A 22,595-nucleotide genomic window follows, 5' to 3' on the forward strand; every position below is an offset into this window, starting at 1 on the left:
CAGCGTTCGTCCTGAGCCAGGATCAAACTCTCCAATAAAGTATTGAAAAGAGCGATAAGCTCATTTTGAATCTGACGATTCATTGTGAATCAAAAGTTACTATCCATTTGTTCAGTTTTCAAGGAACTTGTATGTCCGTTTATGTTGATGTTTGTCAACCGGACAGGAATCTTATCATATCATGTTAACTAACTTACTGTCAACACTTTATTTTCGTCATCTTTCAAATGATTATGACAATCATTCGTTTGAAGCGACAAGAAATAATATATCACGTAGTGATTTATTTAGCAAGCATTTTTAATCAACCTTTTGATATCATGATATCTTCATCTACGGTGTCTTGTTTCCAACCTGTATTCGACAGATTAGCACATTCTCTGAACAAGTGAAGGGCTACCCTTAAAGTGCATTACATATAAAAGAAATAACTCATTTCTATAATACTGCCTTCTATAACCACAAGTAATAATGATCTAGATGAGTTTTAGTTAGAGTACCGATCGGGATAACGATCCCTGCCCTTCTGTTGGTTTGAAGAAAGTGATCCAAAAACTCTATAATAAGGTATATAGATATAGAGATAAGGTTAAGCAGTCAAGTGAACTACTTTCATAAGTAGCCTATGAACAATCGTATAACCCTCTCGCATTGCACCTTTACACAGATCACGTACTCCATTCACAGCTAGCTATTACATATCAAAGTTCTGAATAAACTCATTACTAACCTATATGGGGTGATCGCACTTGAAGCAATGGTTAAAGAACAGACGCAAAGGTTACGGCAAAAAGTTGGTTTCCATCCATGCGTGGAATGCCTGGATTGTTGTGATCCTTGCTATAACAGGTCTTATGCTGGTGGGCGGCTTTTGGCGCGAGATACTCGGAATTGGACGTGTCTGGTTAAAATGGCTACATATCATCGTTGGGCTAGCTATGCTGGCACCCGTAATATATTACTTGATTTTGGCCGGAAAGCACTGGAAACAACTTCGAAATAGGCCTTGGCAAAGGGTAAACACCATCTTTGTTCTTGCGCTGCTGGTAGGCTGGCTCCTCTCGGGTATTGTATTATGGCAGTTCAAGCTAGCTGGACCTCGATGGTCGAATGCTGCACTTTTAATCCATGACCTGCTGACTTGGGTGGGCTTACCTTATATTATCTATCACTCCATCACTCGGACCAAATGGTTAAAGGATCCTGCACGTCGTGCGGTTAAAACCACTACAACTTCAACACGAACTCAACATACAGCTGATCGATCTGACACAATAATAGATGAAAAAGAAACTCCGGCTGCTATATCTTCTTCCCAGTTTGATCGCAGTTCCGAGAGAGATCTCCTCAAATCAGAGGAGCGACCACAACCGTTGTATACACGACGAGCTTTCATCCGTTCTGCTGTGGGGGTTGGTCTCGCCGTGACTCTTGGTCCTACTTTTATATCCTGGGTAGGACGAAATCTCAAAATCGATAACAGTATTGATAGCATGCTGGAGAACGACCCTAACCGTATGGTTCCTCTGCCACAACCGCTGTCTGCCTCTTCACCTCCCATTGGAGGCGGAGCTGAAGGTCATTTCCGCGTATATACAGTTACGCCTATACCATCCTTCTCCAATGCTAACTGGTCTTTCCGAATCGATGGGCTGGTTGAACGGGCACAGGTATGGAACTGGGAACAATTCGTGAAGATGGCGCGTACCGTACAGGTTAGTGATTTCCACTGTGTAACGGGATGGTCTGTATATAAAAATACCTGGGAAGGCATTTCTCTTGTAAAGCTTTTGAAACAAGCCGGGGTCAAACCGGAAGCTCATAGTGTGAAGTTTTATTCCGGTGATGGTGTGTATACAGATGCCATTACGATGGATCAAGCGCAAATGGAGGATATTATGGTCGCTGTCATGCATGATGGCAAACCCATCCCTGCTGATCTTGGCGGTCCGGTACGGCTCGTTATTCCTCAGATGTATGCCTATAAATCAGTGAAATGGTTGAATCGCATTGAACTCATCGACAGCGAACATATTGGTTACTGGGAAGAACGAGGATATGACAAGGATGCATGGCTTACAGGCGCATCTCAGCGCATCCCTAACAATTTAAGTGGATCATGATCAGATAAGATAAGACTGGTGAGCGTTCTTTCGTTGTAAAAATAATTCAATAAATAGCAAAAGGCCCCCGATCACATATTCGTGTCTTCGGGGGCCTTTTTCTTTTTCCTCATTATGAACTCTCTGAATACACTTTAACCCTGTGGGTTCAAAAGACGTACAAGTTCATCCTCATCCTCAATCGTTGGAATACCGAGATCATGAGCTTTGGTTAGTTTACTACCTGCCTTCTCTCCAGCAATAACCAAATCTGTCTTTTTCGACACACTGCCAGTCACCTTCGCTCCGAGCGCTTCCAGTCTTTGCGTTGCCTCTTCCCGCGTCAATTGATGTAGCGTTCCAGTCAAGACGACCGTTTTACCACTGAAGAAGGAATCTTCCACAACAGCAACGGCTGGTGCCTCAGGTGCCTGAGCTTTCACACCCAAGTTGAGCATTTTCTCAATTGCAGCCTGTGTAAACGGATCTGCAAAAAAGTTTACGATGCTCTCTGCCACAATACCACCGACGTCGGGTAGTTCAACCAGTTCTTCCACGGTTGCATTCATAATGGCGTGCAGATCTCGATAATGATCAGCGAGCATGCGCGTTGTCGATTTACCTGTGTTCGGAATACCCAGTGAGTATAAGAAGGAAGCCAAGTCTCTATCTTTACTAAGCTCAAGCGCAGCGATAAAGTTGTTCGCTTTCTTTTCCCCAAACCGCTCCAGCTTCACCAAATCATCAAACTGTAACGTATACAGGTCGGCAGGCTCACGTACGTTCAATTCATCATACAACTGAATCGCTGTTTTCTCACTGAACGTCTCGATGTCCATAGCATCACGGGAAGCAAAATGGGAAATACGTGCCACCGTTTGTGGTTTACACGCAAGTCTATTGTTACAGAACAGATGCGCTCCGCGTTGCTCCAGTGGGAATCCACATGCAGGACACTGCTCAGGGAAGACGATCTCCTCACCATCACTCTCCTCCGTCACTTTACCCAGAATCTCAGGAATGACGTCGTTGGAGCGACGGATAAAGACCCGTGTGCCCAGAGCAAACTTCAGATTTTTGCGCTCAATATCGCCGACATTGTTCAGAGTACAGTTCTGTACCGTTACCCCGGCAAGTTCAACCGGTTCTACGCGTGCCAGCGGAGTTACTTTGCCAGTACGGCCCACATTCCATACCACAGCGTTAAGAACCGTTGTGGTCTCTTCAGCCTCGAATTTATATGCCACCGCCCAGCGAGGGAACTTATCGGTATAACCCAACACTTCGCGGGTGCGCATGTCCGTAATTTTGATAACAGCTCCATCGATCAGATAGTCTAGCTGCCCTCGGTTCTCCTGAATCGCGGCCAGTTGTTCCATCACATCATCAAACTCATGGAAATAAGTAATCGATGGATTAACTTTGAAGCGGTTCTCACGCAGGAAATCCATCATCTGCTGATGATTGGCAAACTGAATGTCATCCGAATAACCTACATTATAAAAATAAGCATTCAACCGACGCTCAGCCGTCGCCTTCGGATTCAGGTTGCGGAGCGCTCCTGCTGCTGCATTACGCGCATTCTTGAGTGGCTCTGCCGCTGTCTCATTGTATCGGTCCAAGACAGACAGATTCATGATGCCTTCACCCTGTACTTCAATCGTACCGCTTGTGTAAGGAATTTTGAGCGGAACGGATCGGATCGTTCTTACCTGTGCCAAAATACCTTCACCTACGGTACCGTTCCCTCGTGTAGAGGCTTGCACCAACTCACCGTTGGTGTATGTCAGGTTCAGCGTCAATCCGTCAAACTTCAACTCAATGACATAACCTGGTTCCGGTAAAGGCGTATCGGGATTTTTACTGTTATAGTCATTAATCAGTTTTAGTACACGGGTATTCCAGCTCCGAAGCTGCTCAATATTCTGTGCTTTGTCCAGACTCCATAAGGAGGATAAGTGGCGATGCGGGGTAAACCCCTTTAGCAGTTCGCCACCCACACGCTGTGTTGGAGAATCAGGCAGAACCATGCCGCTTTCCTGTTCCAGCGTAACCAGTTCATCGTACAGAAGATCATACTCCTTATCGCTGATCTGTGGCTGATCCATCGTGTAGTACTGATAATTATGCTGGTTCAGCTCGGTAACGAGTTGCTCCATCCGGTGCATCGGGTCCATACAGGGCCATCCCTCCGTTAATTTGATCTATGTAGAACGAACACTCCTATTGCACTGAACTGTGATAACAGATTAACTTTCCGATCGCTGTTATCCCCGGATTTCTTTTAATCCATTTTAAAAGGTGGAAATCCGGGGATAAAGGCGAACGCTATGCTTCTTCAAGTTATTTCTGTTCTCTCTGTTATCGTACAAAAGGGGGTTTCGTTCTTATTCTACTTTTGTAATTGGGGCAAATCCGGCAAGCAAACGTTTCACACCCACCGGAGCCGGGAAGGCAATCTGCAGTTCGGTATCATTACCTGTCCCTTTGACCGCAACAATGGTGCCTGTCCCCCATTTGCCATGCTGCACTTTATCTCCTGCCTTGAATCCTGCTTCACCATCAGAAGCTACCGGCTTGGAAGCAGATGATGGCGTAGAATATGTTGGGCGGGAGACACTTGTGGTCACACGCGAAGTTGGCGTGGATGAGGTAGCAGATGAACCGCTTTTACTTTGGTGATCAAAGAGCTTGGTGCCGCCACCGAAGTTACTTCCTCCACTAGAGCCTAACCCACGTCCACCATATGAGCCGCCTCCGCTACTTCCACGACGGTAACGATCACGAGCCATGGAGGTGTCTTCCTTAAGCTCATCCGGAATTTCATCCAGGAAGCGGGAAGGCGGGTTCGCTGTTGTACGTCCAAACAACGTCCGCATCTGTGCACAAGACAGGAACAGTTGCTCTTCCGCACGGGTGATCCCTACATAAGCAAGTCGGCGTTCTTCTTCCAATTCTTCATTGTCCATAAAGGCACGGCTATGCGGGAAGACCCCTTCCTCCATACCCACGATAAAGACAACCGGGAACTCCAGACCTTTGGCGCTGTGCATGGTCATCAGGGTAACCGCGTCGCTCTGATCCTCTTCATCATCGTTCATGCTGTCGATGTCAGCAATCAATGCAAGATCGGTGAGGAACGACACGAGCGTTTTGTCTTCATTATTTTTCTCAAATTCCATCGTTACCGACAGGAACTCTTCAATGTTCTCCAGCCGTGCACGGGATTCGAGTGTGTTTTCATTTTGCATCTCAAGACGGTATTGGCTCATCTCAAGAATCTTCTCGGTCAGTTCAGTTACAGACAGATACTCTACCATCTGATGCAACGCAGCGATCATGTCATAGAACTCCACCAGCGCATTCCGCGTACGACCAGCAAAACCAAGATCATCTACGACCTGAAGCACACGGAAAATAGAAATTCCACGCTCTCCTGCCGCAGCCGCGAGCTTCGCTACTGTTGTATCACCAATGCTACGTTTTGGTACATTAATGATCCGTGTAAGACTGATATCATCGTCGGGGTTGGATAACAGGCGCAGATACGCCAGAATGTCCTTGATCTCTTTACGATCATAGAACTTGATGCCGCCGACAATCTGATACGGAATATCAGACTTGATCAGAATTTCCTCTATAACCCGGGACTGAGCGTTGGTACGGTACAAAATGGCATGGTTCTGATAGGATTTGCCGTTCTTCACATTTTTACTAATCTCAGAGGTAACAAAATACCCCTCATCATGCTCGGAATCCGCACGGTACACCTTGATCTTCGAACCACCCTCTTTGTCCGTCCACAGTTTCTTCGGTTTACGCCCTGTATTCAGGCCGATCACTTCATTCGCTGCATTCAGGATATTGGAAGTTGAACGATAGTTCTGCTCCAGCAAAATCGTACTTGCTTCAGGGTAATCTTTCTCAAAGTTCAGGATATTGCTGATATCCGCCCCACGCCAGCGATAGATCGACTGGTCACTATCCCCTACAACGCAGATGTGGTGGTGACTGTCAGCGAGCATGCGGCACAGCATGTACTGTGCACGGTTCGTATCCTGATACTCGTCCACGTGAATGTATTGGAATTTCTTTTGGTAAAAGTCGAGGACTTCCGGCACTTCTTTGAACAGTTGAATGGTCTGCATAATGAGATCGTCGAAATCAAGTGAGTTGTTGGCTCTTAACTTTTTCTGATACATCTTATATACCTTCGCCACAATACCCTCGAAATAGTCTCCCGACTGCTTCTCATATTGCTCCGGACTGATCAGTTCATTCTTGGCCGTGCTCATCATGGATTGAACTGCTTTGGGCTCGAATTTCTTGGTATCGATATTCTGATCTTTCATACAGCTACGAATTACAGATAATTGGTCCGATGAGTCCAAAATACTGAAGTTGGAGGTAAAGCCAATACGTTCAATGTCACGGCGCAAAATACGCACGCACATGGAGTGGAACGTGGATACCCATATGTCGCGGCCCTGAGATCCACCTACGAGTTGGGATACACGGTCTTGCATCTCACGGGCGGCTTTGTTCGTAAATGTAATCGCTAAAATGCCCCACGGGGGCGCTTTCCGTGTTGCAATGAGGTAGGCAATCCGGTGTGTCAGCACCCGCGTCTTGCCGGAGCCGGCTCCGGCCATAATCAGCAGCGGGCCATCCGTCGCCTCGACGGCTTGCCGTTGAGGGGTGTTAAGTCGTGCAACGGCATCATGTATATTTACAGGTTGCATGCATGCATGCTCCTTTCGTTGGTTGGTCTATAAAGCAAAATTAATAGGTTACACTCGCCACTCCGATGACAGAATAATCTTCCGATCGCTGTTATTCCCGGATTTTTCGATCTACTTTTCAAAGGTAAAAATCCGGTAATAAAGGCGAACGCTCCGCTTCTCCAGCTTATTTCTGTCCTCTTCGTTCTCGTGTAAAAATTAGTTTAGCTTATATTTAAAGGTAGTAAAAATACAAGAGAGAACACTTCGTTTCTGTGTAAACCTTACTCTTGTATACGAATTGCTTAATTAGTAAGGGCAAAGTTCTATTTTAACAGATCATAAGGGGAAAATGGGGGAATGGTAAACTAAACCGATTAAATGGTTCCTTTTACAGCCAAAACCGTCTCAAGTGCCTTAGTTAAATCGCTGTACACAATGTTACCTACCACGACAGTATCTGCCACCTGGGCAGCTTGCGCGGCTTTCTCCGAATCATCAATTCCGCCGCCGTAGATAAGGTGTGCCCGATCCAATTGTCTGTGTGTCTCACCAACAAGCTCCATATCTCCGAACGTTCCGCTGTACTCCATGTATACAATTGGAAGATTGAGTAGACGCTCCGCAGCCTGGGCATATGCCACCGCAGCTCCTGTCGTCAGATCCGTATCTGCGCCAGTCAACCGAGCTACCGTGGAGTTTGCATTGAGCACAATATAACCCTCGGCAATAAGTAGATCCCACGGGATGAGATAACCATAACGCTCTATCGCTTGCTGGTGGTGCCCAATCATCCATTTGCTGTCCGTTGCATTCAAGACCATCGGGATCAAATATCCGTCAAACCCGGGAACAACAGCCTCCAGATCGGATACTTCAAGCACACATGGCAACTCATAACGACGCACACGGGACATCAGGTCTACCGTGTTATCATAGGTAATCCCCGAAGATCCGCCAACGATAATTGCATCGGTCCCCGACATACAGACCAGATCGAGTTCTTCGTCCGTAATTTCCCGGTCTGGGTCAAGCTTAAATACATGTCTCCACTGCTTAATCATGTCTATCAACGAACATTCCTCCAGAGGTTCTTCTGCATCCTAGAAAGCTTGTAAACTAAGTCTAAGTCAGCAGGCAGCGAGTGTCAATGTTCGTATAAAAAGGGGAACAGAAAAACATGTATTTTTACGGTTTCCAGGCAAAACGTGTATTCATCTCATCCAACTCCTGCTCCGTCAGCACGTCAGAGTATACCCCGTACACGCCCCATTTCTCATAGTTAGCCACCTGTTCAGTGTCGTTGATGGTGTGCACGTAGGTGACAGAACCTGCACTATTCAGCTTGGCGACGAAATTCTGGTTTACTTTATATTCCGGCATAGTCACGGCATCAATATCATTCTTTTGCACAAAATCAACAACCTGAGCTTCTGTATCCTGTGTGGCATATAACGTATAGATAATGGAAGGGAATGCATAGACTTCTTTCACCGTTTCGAGCATCGGTTCGTTATAAATCTGTACAACCACCCGATCCAGCACAGATGGGTCATGTTCTTTGGCTGCATCCACGAGGGATCTTAACACCTGCTGAATATCCTCATCCTTCTGTTCCTTGGTGTCGGTTACGATATACATATCCGGATACTCGGCCAGTACATCTATAATGCCGTCGGCATCCATGGGTTGGTACATGCCTAAAATAGGCGTATTCATAAATTCATCATGTGTCAGTGCCCCGGCTTGTTTATCCTCCGGAAGCTTTTCGTCTTGTCCTAGCATTTTGCTCATATTAGCGGTCCATTCATGTCTGGCTACGGCTTTGCGATCCGATGTTAACATAAAGTCGATCTCAAATACACGTGTGCCTTTCTCGTAATTGGCAATCATCGCTTCATAGGCGTTAGTATATGGTTGATCACGAATGCTGCCCATCGCATGGGCGATTAATCTATAAGCGGTAAATCCGTCCCGCTGTTCCTCACTCTCGCTTTCATAGGCGAAAAAGAGTGTGCCCACGGTAACGATCAGTAGTATTAACACGGCGGCAATGCGTTTCATATCACATTCACATCCTCAGTACCTTTTTGTTAGCTAACTACCCGAATTGATGAGGTGTAAAACAAAATAGCCGCCCGAGGCGGCTGTTAAGTTTGGGAATAAAGCAGAGACCCTCCACATGCTCAGTCCTTTTGCTGTACACTCAACTCTTTCAAAAACGCAATCAGTGCCTCACGCCAAGGTCTCAGAGGTTCCAGACCGTTCGTTCGAATCGCCAGATGATCCATCACCGAGTATGCAGGACGAGGGGCTGGACGCGGAAACTGATCGGTTGTGCATGGCGTAAGTTCGGCTGCAGGCTCGAACCCACTCTGCTTATTGGCTTCTTCTTTTATTGCCTCTGCAAACTCGTACCATGTGCAAGTTCCTGAATTGGAGGCATGATAGATGCCATACTTTTCACTTATGGAAAGGATATGAATGAATCGGGCAAGATCCACCGTATAGGTAGGCGAACCTTGTTGGTCATGAACAACTTGCAGTTGTGGACGTTTTTCCATAAATTCCAGCATGGTTTTGACAAAATTACTGCCATACACGCCAAACACCCATGATGTTCGAATGATAAACCATTGCGTACACAAACTTTGAACCAGCCGTTCCCCGGCAAGCTTCGACTTGCCATATACACTCTGTGGATTCGTTACATCGTACTCGCGGTAAGGTGTACTCCCGCTCCCATCAAATACATAATCGGTACTGATATATACCAGTTTTGCTTTCATTTTCTCGGCGGCAACCGCGATATTTCTAGTACCTGATGCATTAATTGCGTATGCTGTATCCTCATCTACCTCAGCCTGATCGACCGCCGTGTAAGCAGCGCAGTGAATAATGATATGAGGTCGGAACGTTGTAATCATATCTGCGCACTGCTGTTGATCGGTAATATCCATCTGGTTTTTGTCACAGGCCAATACCTGATGACCCTCTGCTTGAAAGGTCTGCACCACATCATAACCCAGCTGTCCTGCCGCGCCAGTCACCATAACTCTATAGTTCATTTGGACGAATCACCCATCCGCTTACCGTACTGAAGCTGAACATAGTCCTGATATGTGCCTGATTGAATTCTCGTCCACCAATCTTGATGTTTCAGATACCACTCGATCGTCTCCTTGATCCCTGTCTCAAAATTGTGTGCAGGTTGCCATCCGAGCTCTGTACGTATCTTGGTAGGATCTATACCATAACGTCGGTCATGTCCCAATCGATCCTGTACATATTGAATCAAACTCGCTGGTTTACCCAGTTGTTCCAATACGCTCTCCACAATGTAAATATTAGTACGTTCATTATTACCACCAATATTGTATACCTCTCCAGATTGTCCATTATGAATCACCAAATCAATCGCGCTACAGTGATCCTCGACATAAAGCCAGTCACGAATATTGAGGCCGTCACCATATACTGGAATGGCTTCATCATTTAATGCACGGGATATAATCAGCGGAATCAGTTTCTCTGGAAATTGAAAAGGCCCGTAGTTATTAGAGCAACGTGTAATATTTACAGGAAGTCCAAAGGTTTCGTGATAAGCTCTTACGAGTAGATCCCCGCCAGCTTTACTTGCAGAGTACGGACTGTTTGGCATCAGAGGTGTATCTTCAGTAAATAACCCTGTTGCACCCAATGATCCATATACCTCATCCGTCGATACCTGAACAAATTTGGTGACCTGATACTTCTTTGCCGCATCCAGCAGAACCTGAGTCCCCATCACATTGGTACGCACAAAGATATCCGGGGACAGAATACTTCGATCCACATGAGACTCGGCAGCGAAATTCACAACCACATCGATGCCTTGGGAAAAAACAGCTTCCATCTGCTGTACAGCTGCAATATCTGCCTTGATGAAGGTATATCGGGGATTGGACTCTACCGTATGCAAGTTCTCCAAGTTCCCTGCATACGTTAATGCATCCACATTGATAATTTCATAACTTGGATGTTCACGAAGCATATATAACACAAAGTTGCTGCCGATAAATCCGGCCCCACCCGTAACCAGTAGTTTCATGCTGTCTCTCTCCCTCTGCCTCCAGATACCGAAGTATCTGAAAAGTCTGATTAATTAGTCGAAATTCAGTTCAGCATCTTTCAGTAAAGGATGCTTCTGATCCTTCTCCGATAATATAGGTTTCGTCACAGGCCAATCAATGGCGAGTGCCGGATCGTTCCACAGAATTCCACGGTCATGTTCAGGCGAATAATAGGCGTCCACCTTATAAGTTACCTGGGAATGAGGCACCAAGGTACAGAAACCATGAGCAAATCCTTGAGGAACAAGCAATTGCCGCTGGTTGTACTCACTTAGAATGACACTTTTCCATTGGCCAAAGGTAGGGGATGACTTGCGGACATCCACAATCACATCATATATAGCCCCAGATATAACCCTCACCAATTTAGTCTGTGCTTTGGGCTGGAGCTGGTAATGAAGCCCACGCAGAACACCTGCTTCAGCCGATAAGGATTGATTGTCCTGAATAAAGACGTGCTGTATCCCCTGTTCATGCAGAACCTGCTCATTATAACTCTCCATAAAATATCCACGGTGATCACCATAAACCTTGGGTTCCAATATGGCAGCACCATCCATAAACAGCGGAAGTACCTTCATGACATCCCTCCGTTTTGCTGTTGACATCATTTCTTCATATTGACTATGTATATGTAAAGTGTCGGGTATGTGTTTGTTCATTGGCCTGTATAACCCTCATATTTGCTCTTCCATAAAATAAATTAAAGCCCAGCCGCGATATCATTCTTCGGCTGGACTTCAAGGGCATGCGGAAAACCATTTATTGATCCTTTACAACCTGTTCCAAATACTTTAAGAGATCTTTCCGTAGATCCGGGCGTTGCATTGCGTAGTGAATCGATGTCTCAATAAAGCCCAACTTTTCACCAACATCATGACGTAACCCATCAAAATGATATGCGAGAATCTGTCGCTGTTCATTCAATCGGGACAAGGCATCCGTGAGCTGGATTTCTCCCCCGACACCGGCAGATTGTTGACCCAGGATCTCGAAAATATCCGGTGTAAGAATGTAACGTCCCATAATAGCCAGGTTGGAGGGAGAGTCTTCGGTCTTTGGTTTCTCAATTAAGCGGCGGGCCCGAAAGACACGATCATCGGTAGGGGTCAGCAACTCTCCGTCCACTATCCCATAGCGGGATACCTCGCTCCAATCAACAGGCTGTACACCTACAATCGGAGATTGCAGTTCATCGTAGACATCGATCATCTGCTTCAGGCAGGGATGTTCCGCTTCCACAATATCATCCCCTAACAGGACGGCAAAAGGCTCGTTGCCGATAAACTTGCGGGCACACCAAATGGCGTGACCAAGTCCCTTCGGTTCCTTTTGACGGATATAATGAATATCTGCCATCTCGGAGGGTTTGCGTACTTCGTTAAGCAAGTCCCACTTCTGTTTGTCCGCCAGATTCTGCTCCAGCTCAAAAGAATAATCGAAGTGATCTTCAATGGCCCGTTTCCCTTTACCTGTCACAATAATGATATCTTCAATGCCTGAAGCTACGGCTTCTTCAATAATGTACTGGATCGTTGGCTTGTCCACGATGGGTAGCATTTCCTTAGGCATCGCCTTGGTGGCAGGCAGAAACCGGGTACCCAGCCCTGCGGCTGGAATAATCGCTTTGCGAATACGCACACGAACCCACTCCTTTTGCTAGATAAGTTGAACTAAAGATTATTTACACTGACACTACGATGACAGAACAACCTTCCAATCGCTGTTATCCCCAGATTTTTTTCATTCCCTTTTTTAAAGGGGAAAATCCGGGGATAGCGTATGCTTCCGATGCAGCTTTCTTTCAGAAAGCTTTTAGGCGAACGCTTCGCTTTTTCAGGTTATTTCTGTCCTCTCCGTTATCATGTAAATGATTAGTCCATCTTGTATAGATTCATATATTTAATGATTCTTATTGCTAGGATGCTTGGACTCCATTATACCATCAACAATTCGCGGATATCCTGTTCGGATAAGGTCGTCGATCCTCCGTCTCCCGGTTCGATCACTTCGGCAATCAAGTCCTTCTTGCGCTGCTGGAGTTCCAAAATCTTCTCTTCGATTGTACCTTCGGTAACCAGGCGGATGACTTGCACCACTTGTTTCTGTCCCATACGATGGGCACGGCCAATTGCCTGTTCTTCCACCGCGGGATTCCACCATAGATCATATAATATAACGGTATCTGCCCCTGTTAAGTTTAATCCGGTACCGCCAGCTTTCAGGGAGATTAAGAACAGTTCAGCTTCGCCCTCATTAAATCTGTGACACATCTCAACCCGGCTCTGCGCAGGGGTCTGACCATCGAGGTAGAACAGATTCCTTCCCTGTGCTGCAAGGGTCTGACGAATCAGGTTCAACATGCTCGCAAATTGGGAGAAGATGAGGATTCGTTTGCCTGCAGCCAAACAATCCTCGACCGTTTCAAGCAACTGTTCCATTTTCCCGGAATCGCCTTGATAGCCTTCCACAAAGAGGGCCGGGTGACAACACAACTGACGCAAGCGCGTGATGCCAGCCAGAATTTTGATACGATTCTTCTGGAATCCGTTATCCTCCATGTCCTTCGATGCTTCATCCTGAAGCTGGGAAAGGTATGCGGCATACAATTTCTTCTGTTCAACCGTAAGCTCTGACCGCTGTACCGTTTCAATTCGATCAGGCAATTCTTCCAACACATCCTTCTTCAGGCGGCGCAGAATAAACGGACGAACCATCCGCGAGATCCGTTCCGGAGGAAGGTCGCGGAATCTTCTGTAACTTGGAAATAATCCTGGGAATACTGCTTCAAAAATGGACCACAATTCATCCAGTGAGTTCTCTACAGGCGTTCCTGTGAGTGCAAAACGACGCGGGGCCTGAATTTGTTTCACTGCCTGCGCGGTCTGGGAAGAAGCATTTTTGATTGCCTGAGCTTCATCCAGAATGAGCGTATGAAAGGTTCGGCCCAGGTAGGTGTCCAAATCCCGTCGCAACAGAGGATACGACGTCACAATTACATCTGCCTCATCCATGCCTGAAAGCATGCTGGCTCGTTCTTCTTTCTGACCTGCGGCAATCAGTACGTTCAGATGCGGGGCGAACCGCGCAAACTCATTGGCCCAGTTATAGGTTAGCGAGGCAGGCGCCACGACAAGTACCGGAGGGTGAATGACCCTCGTTCGGATCGTCAGTCCATCCTGCTGCATCGTGGACCATAGGCCATCTGTATTCACTGATGCCATCTTGTCCAATGGGAGCCCAGTTTCGGGATCGATGTCGGTAGTCGCCAACGTTTCACCACCCCGTAATGATCCGCTCTCCCGGTATTTATCACCGCCCGTATGCTCAATGTTGTAGTCGGGCTTCTCCTGAAGAACCGCTGTGATATAGGCGATACTTTGCAACGTTTTGCCAAGTCCCATATCATCCGCCAGAATGCCGCCAAAACGATAATAAGCGAGGGTACGCAGCCACTGGTATCCACTGTTCTGATAATCCCGCAGGATGGGGGTCAGTGATCCCGGCAATGTAAAATCCATCCGTTCGGGATCTCGGAGATCATCGAGGAAACGTTTCAGAGAGCCTCCCCACTTCACATGACCGGAAACTTCGTCCCTGCCTGGCAATTGTAACGCCCGAACAGCTGGCAGCCGGATATGGCTGCTCTTGATGTCATCTGCTCCCAGCCCAAGTGAATCGGCCATGTTAGCGAAGCTATCTGCACCTTCATTTTCAAGTGAAAGAAAGACACCGCTCTTGAGACGGAAATACGGTTTCTTTTCCACAATGCGACGCATGAGTTCCTGAAGCTCCTGCTCGTCCACACCTTCCATCTCAAATGAAATCTCCAGCCAGTCCAATCCTCTTCCCAAATCTGCCCGTACTTTCGGCGGTGTTGGATAGGATTGCACCATCGCCTTCACGGCGTTTGGCATATAGATATCTACCTGTTTCTCAAGCTCAGGCAACAGATGATACATTACATCATATATTGCATCTTCCCGTTCGCTCGCCCAAACACTACCATCCCTTTCGAGAAAGGATCGATCAAGCCGTTCAATCAGATTCCGCTCTTTGTATCGATCACGCACCAAAATAACCTTTTTCTCTTCTTCATCTATTAAATACTCGGCAAGCGGATTAATAACCATGACCTCATAATCGAATTCCAGACGCGCTGTAATACGTTCACGATAGAAGTCAATGTACAGCTTCGGTGAAAGTTCCGGTTCCGCGATCTGTTCACGCACCTGCGAATCAATGGACAGATGTCCAAGCGTACGCAGTTCTGGCACGACATGCTGTACGAATTCATCCACCTGCTGAGTCGAAATATCGATGCTTTCCTTGATTCCATACGACGTGAGCGCCCCACTCAAGTCCTCCAGACTTCGCATCTGCATCGGCTCCAACATATGCAACTGTCCTTCCACCACAGCGGCATCATAAGCAGGGAGAAGAATCAGCTCACGCAGTCCAGAAATTTCAAGCTGATATCCTTCATTCGCTCCCTGGGCGATCCGGTAAAATAAAGGAAGTACCCCCTCACCCAGTGTGAGTGGTCCATTGGCAAATCCCGTGCCCTCCATCCGGCTGTCAGCCTGTAGCAACAACTCCAGCAATGGCTTCCATACGAGAGGAGCAATCAATATATCCCGTCCGTCCGAAGCTCCCAGATAACCGGAGATGGATTGGCGATAGGCCTCCTCACTCTGTCTCATTCGAATAAGCATCGAGAGAATGGCCTGATCCTGCGGAGTGAAAACATGCATTAATGGATCATAGTGAAACAGCTTGGTAAATGACATGGGCTCGCCCTTCTCGATACAGTTCAGGAATTGCTTCACTTTCTGCACCACATACAGACGTTTGTTACCCACTTTCAATTCAAGAGCAAGTTTCCCACCACCCTTGTGAACCTGTATCAGCTTACATATAAACTGAACCTGCAATTCTTCCCGCAGGGAGGAACGGCTGACAGGGGCAGTGTATTTACGATCATTTCCATGCAGCGGTCTCCGATCCTTGGCAAACATGGACAGAATCTGATCCGCCGTACGGTAAGAAGGTTTATCTGCCGAGCGGCCCCACCCCGAAGCTGAGCTTGGCCGACCTGCTTGGGCAAAGTGAACGGGCGGACGCTCTGGGGCATCATTCAGTTGCTCTCGTTGTGAAGGGGACTGCGGTCGCTCCCACATGCTCTCTTCGACCAACGTCCCAACCCTGGACTTGGAACCTGAACTGGAACTGGTATTGGCTCCTTGGCCTAGAGCAGGTTGAGGAGGCTTCCCCGAAGCAATCGTGGCATTACGCTCCTGCTGCTCACCCCATTCGTGAATAGCCAACAGGACAGCAGCGACATGTTTGCAATAGTCATAATGCCTACCGTCACCCGGACAACTGCAGCCTGCCACAATCTCACCTGATCCATCTACATCCACCGTAACCTGATAACGCTCCGATCCACGTACCTGTGCTTCATAATGAAGCTGATTCTCACTGACCACCAGATTAGTCACCCTGCCAGATTGGTTATAATCTTCTCCGCGCTTGAATGCCGTGACCCCGCACAGCAATTTGATATCCATAATTGTGAATGGCGCCACGCTTCTTCGCCTCCTGTGTCATGATGTAAAAAAACCCCAAGAGCTCCGTAAAGCAGAGATTGGGGTTGCTTCATGCTTGATTGTAAATGTTGATGTAACATACAATCTGTTTATTTCACCAATTGACCACGTGTAACGCCCAATTGGTTCGTTGCTTTGAGTGTTTTCCAAACTTGTGTACCACTGATCTCGCCGCGCAGTGCACGGTTGTATAGATCGATAACTTCGCGTACCTGCTCCGGTGTCTCTTCCAGGAATTCCACACGGTAACGGGATACACCCAGATCCATAAAGTTGGTCAGATACTCGGCACCTGACTGTTCCACTGCATTGTACACCGTATTACGGCAACCTTCATCCACACGTACCGGGTGGGACATGCCAATCCGGTCTTGCAGTGATGCACGCTGTTCCTCACAAGGACGGCCACAGTTCGTGAAGTCCGTACCCTCACTCATGAACGTACAATACACACAGTGCTCGGTGTGGAACATCGGCAGATGCTGATGGATAACCACTTCGGTCTGACTTGTACGGGAGTGACCCAGCAAATCAACCATTTGTTGAATGTTCAGGTCATAGGATGGCGTAATCCAGTCACATCCGGCTTCCAGGAACAATTCTACTGCTTTGTGATTGGCGATGTTCAATGAGAAGTCGCCGATCAGTTCCGGGTGCTTCGCATCCGGGTTTTCCATCCGGTGACGCAGGTAGAAGTAGAGTGCGCCTGTATTACGTACCAATACCGCATCCGGCTTCAGACGCAAGATGTTGTTGTGATATCCATTCTCCCCAGGCATGTGAATACGCGGTGTTGCCAGCGCGATCTTGCGACCAGCGGCATGCACAGCTTCCACGGCTGCCGGGAACTGTTTGATAAACTCGAAGTCGGCATAGATCATACCGATTCCTGCTTCAATCGCTGCCTCCACTTGTGGCAGGCTACGGCAGAGTGCGGTTAGTTCTGCTTGACCGCGAGCGACTGGTGATGCCGGTTTAACCGAATCGCCGTACACATCTACCGCGCGTTTCACGTAGACGGGTGGTTTAGGACGCTCGCCCGCGAGTTGTTCTACAGCCTGACGACGAATGTTATTCAACTCACGCATCGGGATGATAACGTCACCGTGCAGATTGACGTCCATTCCTTCCAACTGGAACACGGTGCCTCCCAGACGACCGAACTGCTCTTCGAGCAATTCATGTGTCATTGGACGCTTCTGGGCGATGTCCAGTTCCATCTCGGAATCAATACGGACGGTCGTGCCTTTCTGTACGTCTGTCCACCATGTGCTAAGCGGCTGCCCTGGGCTGCCGATGACCTTCACCTTCACCGGGAATACACGGTACGGCTTCTCGGTCTCGAAGCTTTGACGCAGACGTTTGTCCAGCGCCGGGTCATTCGTTTTCCACACTTTGTCGCCAACTTTTACGCGTCGCAGATCCACATCACTGCGGCCTGGCACAACGTCAACGATCCAGCCCTCTTCGGCTTCGCCTTCGAGTTTTACGCCTTTGCGACGTACATCGTATACACGTCCGCCCTCTTCCTTCTGAGTCGGGTCTCCGGCGTCAAATACGATCCCGTCTCCACGTTTCACAGGTGCATCCAGCTTCAGGACCACACCATCGCGCAACACTTGATCCACACGACCAAGGTAGACACCACGGCTTTTCGGGAACGTTCCATCCACCAGTTCTTTGTTATTTGTACCGCTCAGGAAACCATGCGTGAAGCCACGGGAGAAGCTTTGCTGCAATTCGCGAACTTCTTCCTTGCTTGGCGGTGTGTTATCTCCATCAAAATAACGGTCAATCGCTTTACGATATTTGCTTACTACGTTTGCTACGTATTCCGGCGTTTTGAGACGTCCTTCAATTTTGAAAGAAGTTACTCCTGCTTCGATCAGTTCCGGCATCAGGTCAATCGCTGCCAGATCTTTCGGAGACAACAGATAGGCTACATCACCCATCGGTTTGTGTACCCCATCCACCATCAGGTCATATGGAAGACGACAAGCTTGTGCGCACTCCCCACGGTTCGCCGAACGTCCTCCCCACATTTCGGAAGTAAGACACTGCCCCGAGTAGGATACACACAGCGCACCATGAACAAATACTTCCATTGGAAGTTTTGCCTGCTCACCGATCTTCTGGATCTGCTTCAGGTTGTTCTCCCGTCCCAGAACGACACGTTCCATATCAAACGGCTTCGTAAACTCGACCGCTTCCGGAGACGTAATTGTCATCTGTGTTGAACCGTGAATCGGGAAATCCGGTGATATCTCGCGGATCATCTTCACCAAACCCAAATCCTGAACAATTACAGCGTCCACACCTGCATCGACACAAGCGTCAATCAGTTCTTTGGCATCCGTTAATTCATTTTCAAAAATCAATATATTAAAGGTCAAAAAACCTTTTACGCCATAACTGTGCAAAAACGCCATAATCTCCGGCAGCTCGTCCATGCGGAAATTGTTCGCCCGTGCCCGTGCATTAAACTTTTCGACTCCGAAGAAAATTGCATCTGCGCCATTAGCTACCGCCGAACGCATACAATCCCAGTCACCAGCAGGTGCCAGAAGTTCAACGTCTTCTCTTCGTATTGTTGCTGTTTTCATGTAGATCCTCCCCATAACCGGCTATCCGCCGGATTTCATCCCTATATCCTTAAACGCCTGAACATCCTAAGCTTAAAACTGCACCTTATCGGGTACACCTGCATTGTCACGGTATTACAATATCTATCTATTATGTCTGTATTGCCTGAACTCCAAGCTTACAGTCATTCATAATCATCAGATCAGCAGTCATAACTCCTGAACTAGTATAGTGTACCACTTCTGCACCGACTCTTCTACGTTTTCCTGAAAAAACCGTTTCCCATTTTCATTTCCAGTACAACGAAAAAAACCGAAAGGTCTTTTGACCCTCCGGCTCCACTACATTTATTTAATAAAAGTAAATGAGTTCACTGCTTTTTCCAAGGCTGCCGCCTGAACTTCTGTCTTGTTGGCATCATTCAGCCCACTTGTGATCGTATAGGTTGTTCCGTCCTTTTCAAACACGATCTGGCGACCAGCATATGGCACGCCTTTGTCCAGCTCATGATACGTAAAGGAAAATGCAGGCACACCCGCAAACGTCAGCTCTTCACTGCCAAGCAACTTGAAGTTCTTACGGGTTTTGGTGGCTTCGGCATAGGCTTCTCTCAATTGGCTGACCGTCATCTCGATCGACTTGTCTTCGCTCGCCGCAATGGAGAATTCTCCGCCAGTAAAGGTGTACACCACAGGTGAATATTCGAATCGATCACTATACGGCGTCCAGTAACGCGGAATATCTACACTGTATTTATAACGTTTGGACGTACGTGTAAGTGTCTTCGTTTTGTCTGTCAAATAAGGATCTTCATCCAGCTGACCGAAATTATCGGCAACCGTATCAAAATCAATCTCCACACTCTTCATAATCCGTTCAAACCATGCCCGATCTGCACTTTGCTCCTCAGGGAACGTATACTCTGCATAATACCGATACCCATTCTTCTGCAAAAGAACATCGAACTCGGTCTGCCAGCCCCCGCCAAAGTTATAACGGAATTCATTCACCTCGGCAGTTTCTCCCGAGATATCCATCGTATATGAACCAATTGGCTCGTAACTCTCTGGTGTAAATGTCTCGCGCATCCACTTATCCAGTTGGCCGCTCCAGTCTTTTACCGTTGTACCTGCCTTCGCCGAAGTGACACGCCATTGCAGATACGCACCATCCTTGGCTTCATAGATCATCTGATTGTTATCCATCGACCAGCCGGCTGGAATCTTCAATTCAATACCATAGTCATCGTTCCACGCGGAGCGCATGCCATTATCTACGGTGGATAGATCCTTAATCGTTCGATCCGACTCTGCATAGGTTGGCTGGAATGAATTGAGTAGCGCTGCACGTTTGCCCAGATCTTTATAATTCAGGGCTTCGTAATCCGCGAGGTACACATCATATTGACGACCTTCACTCAGATACTGACGCATCTCCCATAACATGCCGTCTACATCTTTCACGATAATCCGTGCATAAGGTGTCTTGCCTTTCGACACCGCTTGACGATCCAGCACCGTATCTCCCGATTGTTTGGCCTCCTGGACGAGTTGCTGCAACAAATCATCCGCATCCAGAGCCACATCCTGATCGCTGACATACACTTCAAGATAATAACTGTTGTCCGCAGTGCCAAAAGTCATCATGCGCTCCTGCTCACCGGTCTGGAAAACTATAAGGTCTGCCGGGTAGTTAATGGACCAACCGTAAAAACTGTTACCAATTCTGGTTTTGCCTTCATCCGGATGAATGCCATCCTCGTCATCCACCGAATCATCGGTTTGCAACAGACGAATGACCATTTCTCCGGAGCTAGTTGGAGCTAGCGTCGCCCCGATACCGGCAGCAACCGGACGAAGTGGAACCATAAGTACACCATTCACCATCTTGGGAGCGGCACCCATCTCATGTTTTACACCATCCACCCAGGCAATTGAACTGCCAATCGTTAGGGTAACCGTGTGTGGACCTTCCTTGATTTTGACGACATCATTTTTCTCCAGCCGGATTTCACTGCCAAATGCTTTCTTGAACACTCCCACAGGCACCATCGTAACACCCTTGAACTTGTAAGGTTTGGCTATGGCCTGCTTATCGCCGTTGATGTAGGCGCTCGTGCTCCCCGCTTTCACCCGTAGTTCACTTGTCGTCAGATCAGATGCCCATACAGGCAGTGCCGCGCCAATGGTCAGCATCCCGGTTAATACACCTGTGCTTAGCACACGTATCCATGACTTTTTCATTCCGTTCTTTCGTCCTCTCTCCATCCGGGCTGATCGCCGGGCTTTATTGTTCTTCATCTGCAAGGAACGCTTCATCTTCCTCGTCTACGATGTCTGCGCGATCAGCAAGCACCAACGTGCGGGTGACGATATCGCCATCCGATTGCATCAACAGCTTTACCTTTTGCCCAGGCAGATACTTTTTGAGCAACTCATTGATATCTACTACTGAGGAGACACGTGTACCTGCCACACTATAAAGGACATCGCCCTCTTTGATTTTGGCTTTCTTGGCTTCAGGAGACAGTACGCCCGTAATCGTTAAGGGATCATCTGTAGGCAGGCCCACAATCGCAGACCAGCTTTCTTCCAGCTGTAGCCCCAGACTTGCACGTTTTATTTTGCCATATTTAAAAAACTGATCGATGATATATTGAACGGTATCCACGGGAATCGAAAACCCCAAACTCTCTACGCCGACCGCAGAAAATTTCATGGAATTGATACCAACCACTTCACCCTTCAGGTTGACCAGTGGTCCTCCGCTATTTCCTGGGTTAATGGCCGTGTCGGTCTGAATCAACCGATAGGTCGCCTCAACACCACGATTCAAGCCGCTAATTACCCCTACCGTTGCCGAGTTGCGCAAAGAAAAGGAAATCGGCGTACCCAAGGCAATCACCGTTTCTCCAACAGTGGTTTGTGAAGCTTTGGCAAAGCTCGCCGGTTTGAGTGATTTGGCATTGATTTTGATTAGCGCCAGATCACTGAGTGCATCACTGTATGTTTTCGTAATTTTGTATGTATTGCCATCCGTCGTTACGACAACCGGATTCGTTAATCCGTCGACCACATGTGCATTCGTTACAATCCATCCATTGGACCGGATAATGACACCTGTACCATGTGCAAGATTATAACGGTCGTCTGATGTTGCACCGTCCTGCGCTTCGGTAGATTTCCCAATAATTCCTACGACGGAAGGAGATACCTTTTCGATCACTTTGGGAATGGCTTCACTTCCCTTGTACGTGTACGTTCCTGATTTGGCATCATATTGTCCAGTTCCACCAACTGCCTTGAGCAGATCCTTGGTGTTCACATAGACTTGACCGTCTACCACTTTCGCTTGCATCGCCGCTTTGGATTCAGCTGCACCGGCCGTTGCCGCTACACTAATCGAGAGTACAGCAGCCATCAGTATGGCTATCCCCTTTTTACCCAACACGCTCATATTCTCACCTGA

At 47.6% G+C, this 22,595-nt stretch carries 13 protein-coding genes; 1 reads left to right on the top strand and 12 read right to left on the bottom strand.

Annotated features, from left to right (window positions below):
* Nucleotides 1–749 precede the first annotated feature (749 nt).
* A complete protein-coding gene (locus C170_RS17565) occupies nt 750–2,123 on the top strand; it encodes a molybdopterin-dependent oxidoreductase (protein WP_036612357.1) in 1,374 nt (457 codons plus the stop codon).
* 134 nt (nt 2,124–2,257) lie between these two features.
* Here the strand turns inward: C170_RS17565 and ligA are convergent, their stop codons facing one another.
* From ligA to C170_RS17625, 12 genes are all read right to left on the bottom strand, one after another.
* Complete coding sequence (gene ligA, locus C170_RS17570) at nt 2,258–4,279, bottom strand: NAD-dependent DNA ligase LigA (RefSeq protein WP_036612360.1); 2,022 nt, start codon at nt 4,277–4,279, stop codon at nt 2,258–2,260.
* Between the two features lie 210 nt (nt 4,280–4,489).
* Nucleotides 4,490–6,844: a DNA helicase PcrA gene (gene pcrA / locus C170_RS17575; RefSeq protein ID WP_036612363.1), complete on the bottom strand. Its 2,355-nt coding sequence runs from the start codon at nt 6,842–6,844 to the stop codon at nt 4,490–4,492.
* A gap of 356 nt (nt 6,845–7,200) precedes the next feature.
* A complete protein-coding gene (locus C170_RS17580) occupies nt 7,201–7,896 on the bottom strand; it encodes a heptaprenylglyceryl phosphate synthase (RefSeq protein ID WP_036612366.1) in 696 nt (231 codons plus the stop codon).
* Nucleotides 7,897–8,011: 115 nt separating this feature from the next.
* The gene (locus C170_RS17585; RefSeq protein WP_036612370.1) at nt 8,012–8,887 is read right to left on the bottom strand and encodes a phosphatidylinositol-specific phospholipase C/glycerophosphodiester phosphodiesterase family protein; all 876 of its coding nucleotides are present in this window, start codon (nt 8,885–8,887) and stop codon (nt 8,012–8,014) included.
* 122 nt (nt 8,888–9,009) lie between these two features.
* Nucleotides 9,010–9,891, bottom strand: a complete 882-nt coding sequence (gene rfbD, locus C170_RS17590) for a dTDP-4-dehydrorhamnose reductase (RefSeq protein WP_036612373.1) — start codon at nt 9,889–9,891, stop codon at nt 9,010–9,012.
* A complete protein-coding gene (gene rfbB, locus C170_RS17595) occupies nt 9,888–10,913 on the bottom strand; it encodes a dTDP-glucose 4,6-dehydratase (RefSeq protein WP_036612376.1) in 1,026 nt (341 codons plus the stop codon). Before rfbB ends, rfbD begins: the two co-directional genes overlap by 4 nt.
* Nucleotides 10,914–10,967: 54 nt before the next feature.
* Complete coding sequence (rfbC, locus tag C170_RS17600) at nt 10,968–11,516, bottom strand: dTDP-4-dehydrorhamnose 3,5-epimerase (protein WP_036612378.1); 549 nt, start codon at nt 11,514–11,516, stop codon at nt 10,968–10,970.
* 181 nt (nt 11,517–11,697) lie between these two features.
* Nucleotides 11,698–12,576, bottom strand: a complete 879-nt coding sequence (gene galU, locus C170_RS17605; protein WP_036612381.1) for a UTP--glucose-1-phosphate uridylyltransferase GalU — start codon at nt 12,574–12,576, stop codon at nt 11,698–11,700.
* A gap of 296 nt (nt 12,577–12,872) precedes the next feature.
* Nucleotides 12,873–16,523, bottom strand: a complete 3,651-nt coding sequence (locus C170_RS30470; protein ID WP_081745976.1) for a DEAD/DEAH box helicase — start codon at nt 16,521–16,523, stop codon at nt 12,873–12,875.
* 110 nt (nt 16,524–16,633) lie between these two features.
* Entirely contained in the window at nt 16,634–19,147 is a 2,514-nt protein-coding gene (locus C170_RS17615; protein ID WP_017692029.1) for a U32 family peptidase, read from the bottom strand.
* A 327-nt stretch (nt 19,148–19,474) separates the two neighbouring features.
* On the bottom strand, nt 19,475–21,370 hold the full coding sequence (locus tag C170_RS17620) for a stalk domain-containing protein (protein ID WP_235200792.1): 1,896 nt from the start codon (nt 21,368–21,370) through the stop codon (nt 19,475–19,477).
* Nucleotides 21,371–21,413: 43 nt separating this feature from the next.
* Complete coding sequence (locus tag C170_RS17625; protein ID WP_036612382.1) at nt 21,414–22,583, bottom strand: S1C family serine protease; 1,170 nt, start codon at nt 22,581–22,583, stop codon at nt 21,414–21,416.
* Nucleotides 22,584–22,595: the final 12 nt, after the last annotated feature.

Source organism: Paenibacillus sp. FSL H7-689 (assembly GCF_000517905.1).
Classification (GTDB): domain Bacteria; phylum Bacillota; class Bacilli; order Paenibacillales; family Paenibacillaceae; genus Paenibacillus; species Paenibacillus amylolyticus.

What these genes read in the sequence shown, in the direction of transcription:
- ligA (WP_036612360.1), bottom strand. Translation starts at nt 4,279, where the DNA reads ATGGACCCGATGCACCGGATGGAGCAACTCGTTACCGAGCTGAACCAG.
- pcrA (WP_036612363.1), bottom strand. Translation starts at nt 6,844, where the DNA reads ATGCAACCTGTAAATATACATGATGCCGTTGCACGACTTAACACCCCT.
- C170_RS17585 (WP_036612370.1), bottom strand. Translation starts at nt 8,887, where the DNA reads ATGAAACGCATTGCCGCCGTGTTAATACTACTGATCGTTACCGTGGGC.
- rfbD (WP_036612373.1), bottom strand. Translation starts at nt 9,891, where the DNA reads ATGAACTATAGAGTTATGGTGACTGGCGCGGCAGGACAGCTGGGTTAT.
- rfbB (WP_036612376.1), bottom strand. Translation starts at nt 10,913, where the DNA reads ATGAAACTACTGGTTACGGGTGGGGCCGGATTTATCGGCAGCAACTTT.
- rfbC (WP_036612378.1), bottom strand. Translation starts at nt 11,516, where the DNA reads ATGAAGGTACTTCCGCTGTTTATGGATGGTGCTGCCATATTGGAACCC.
- C170_RS17615 (WP_017692029.1), bottom strand. Translation starts at nt 19,147, where the DNA reads ATGAAAACAGCAACAATACGAAGAGAAGACGTTGAACTTCTGGCACCT.
- C170_RS17620 (WP_235200792.1), bottom strand. Translation starts at nt 21,370, where the DNA reads ATGAAAAAGTCATGGATACGTGTGCTAAGCACAGGTGTATTAACCGGG.
- C170_RS17625 (WP_036612382.1), bottom strand. Translation starts at nt 22,583, where the DNA reads ATGAGCGTGTTGGGTAAAAAGGGGATAGCCATACTGATGGCTGCTGTA.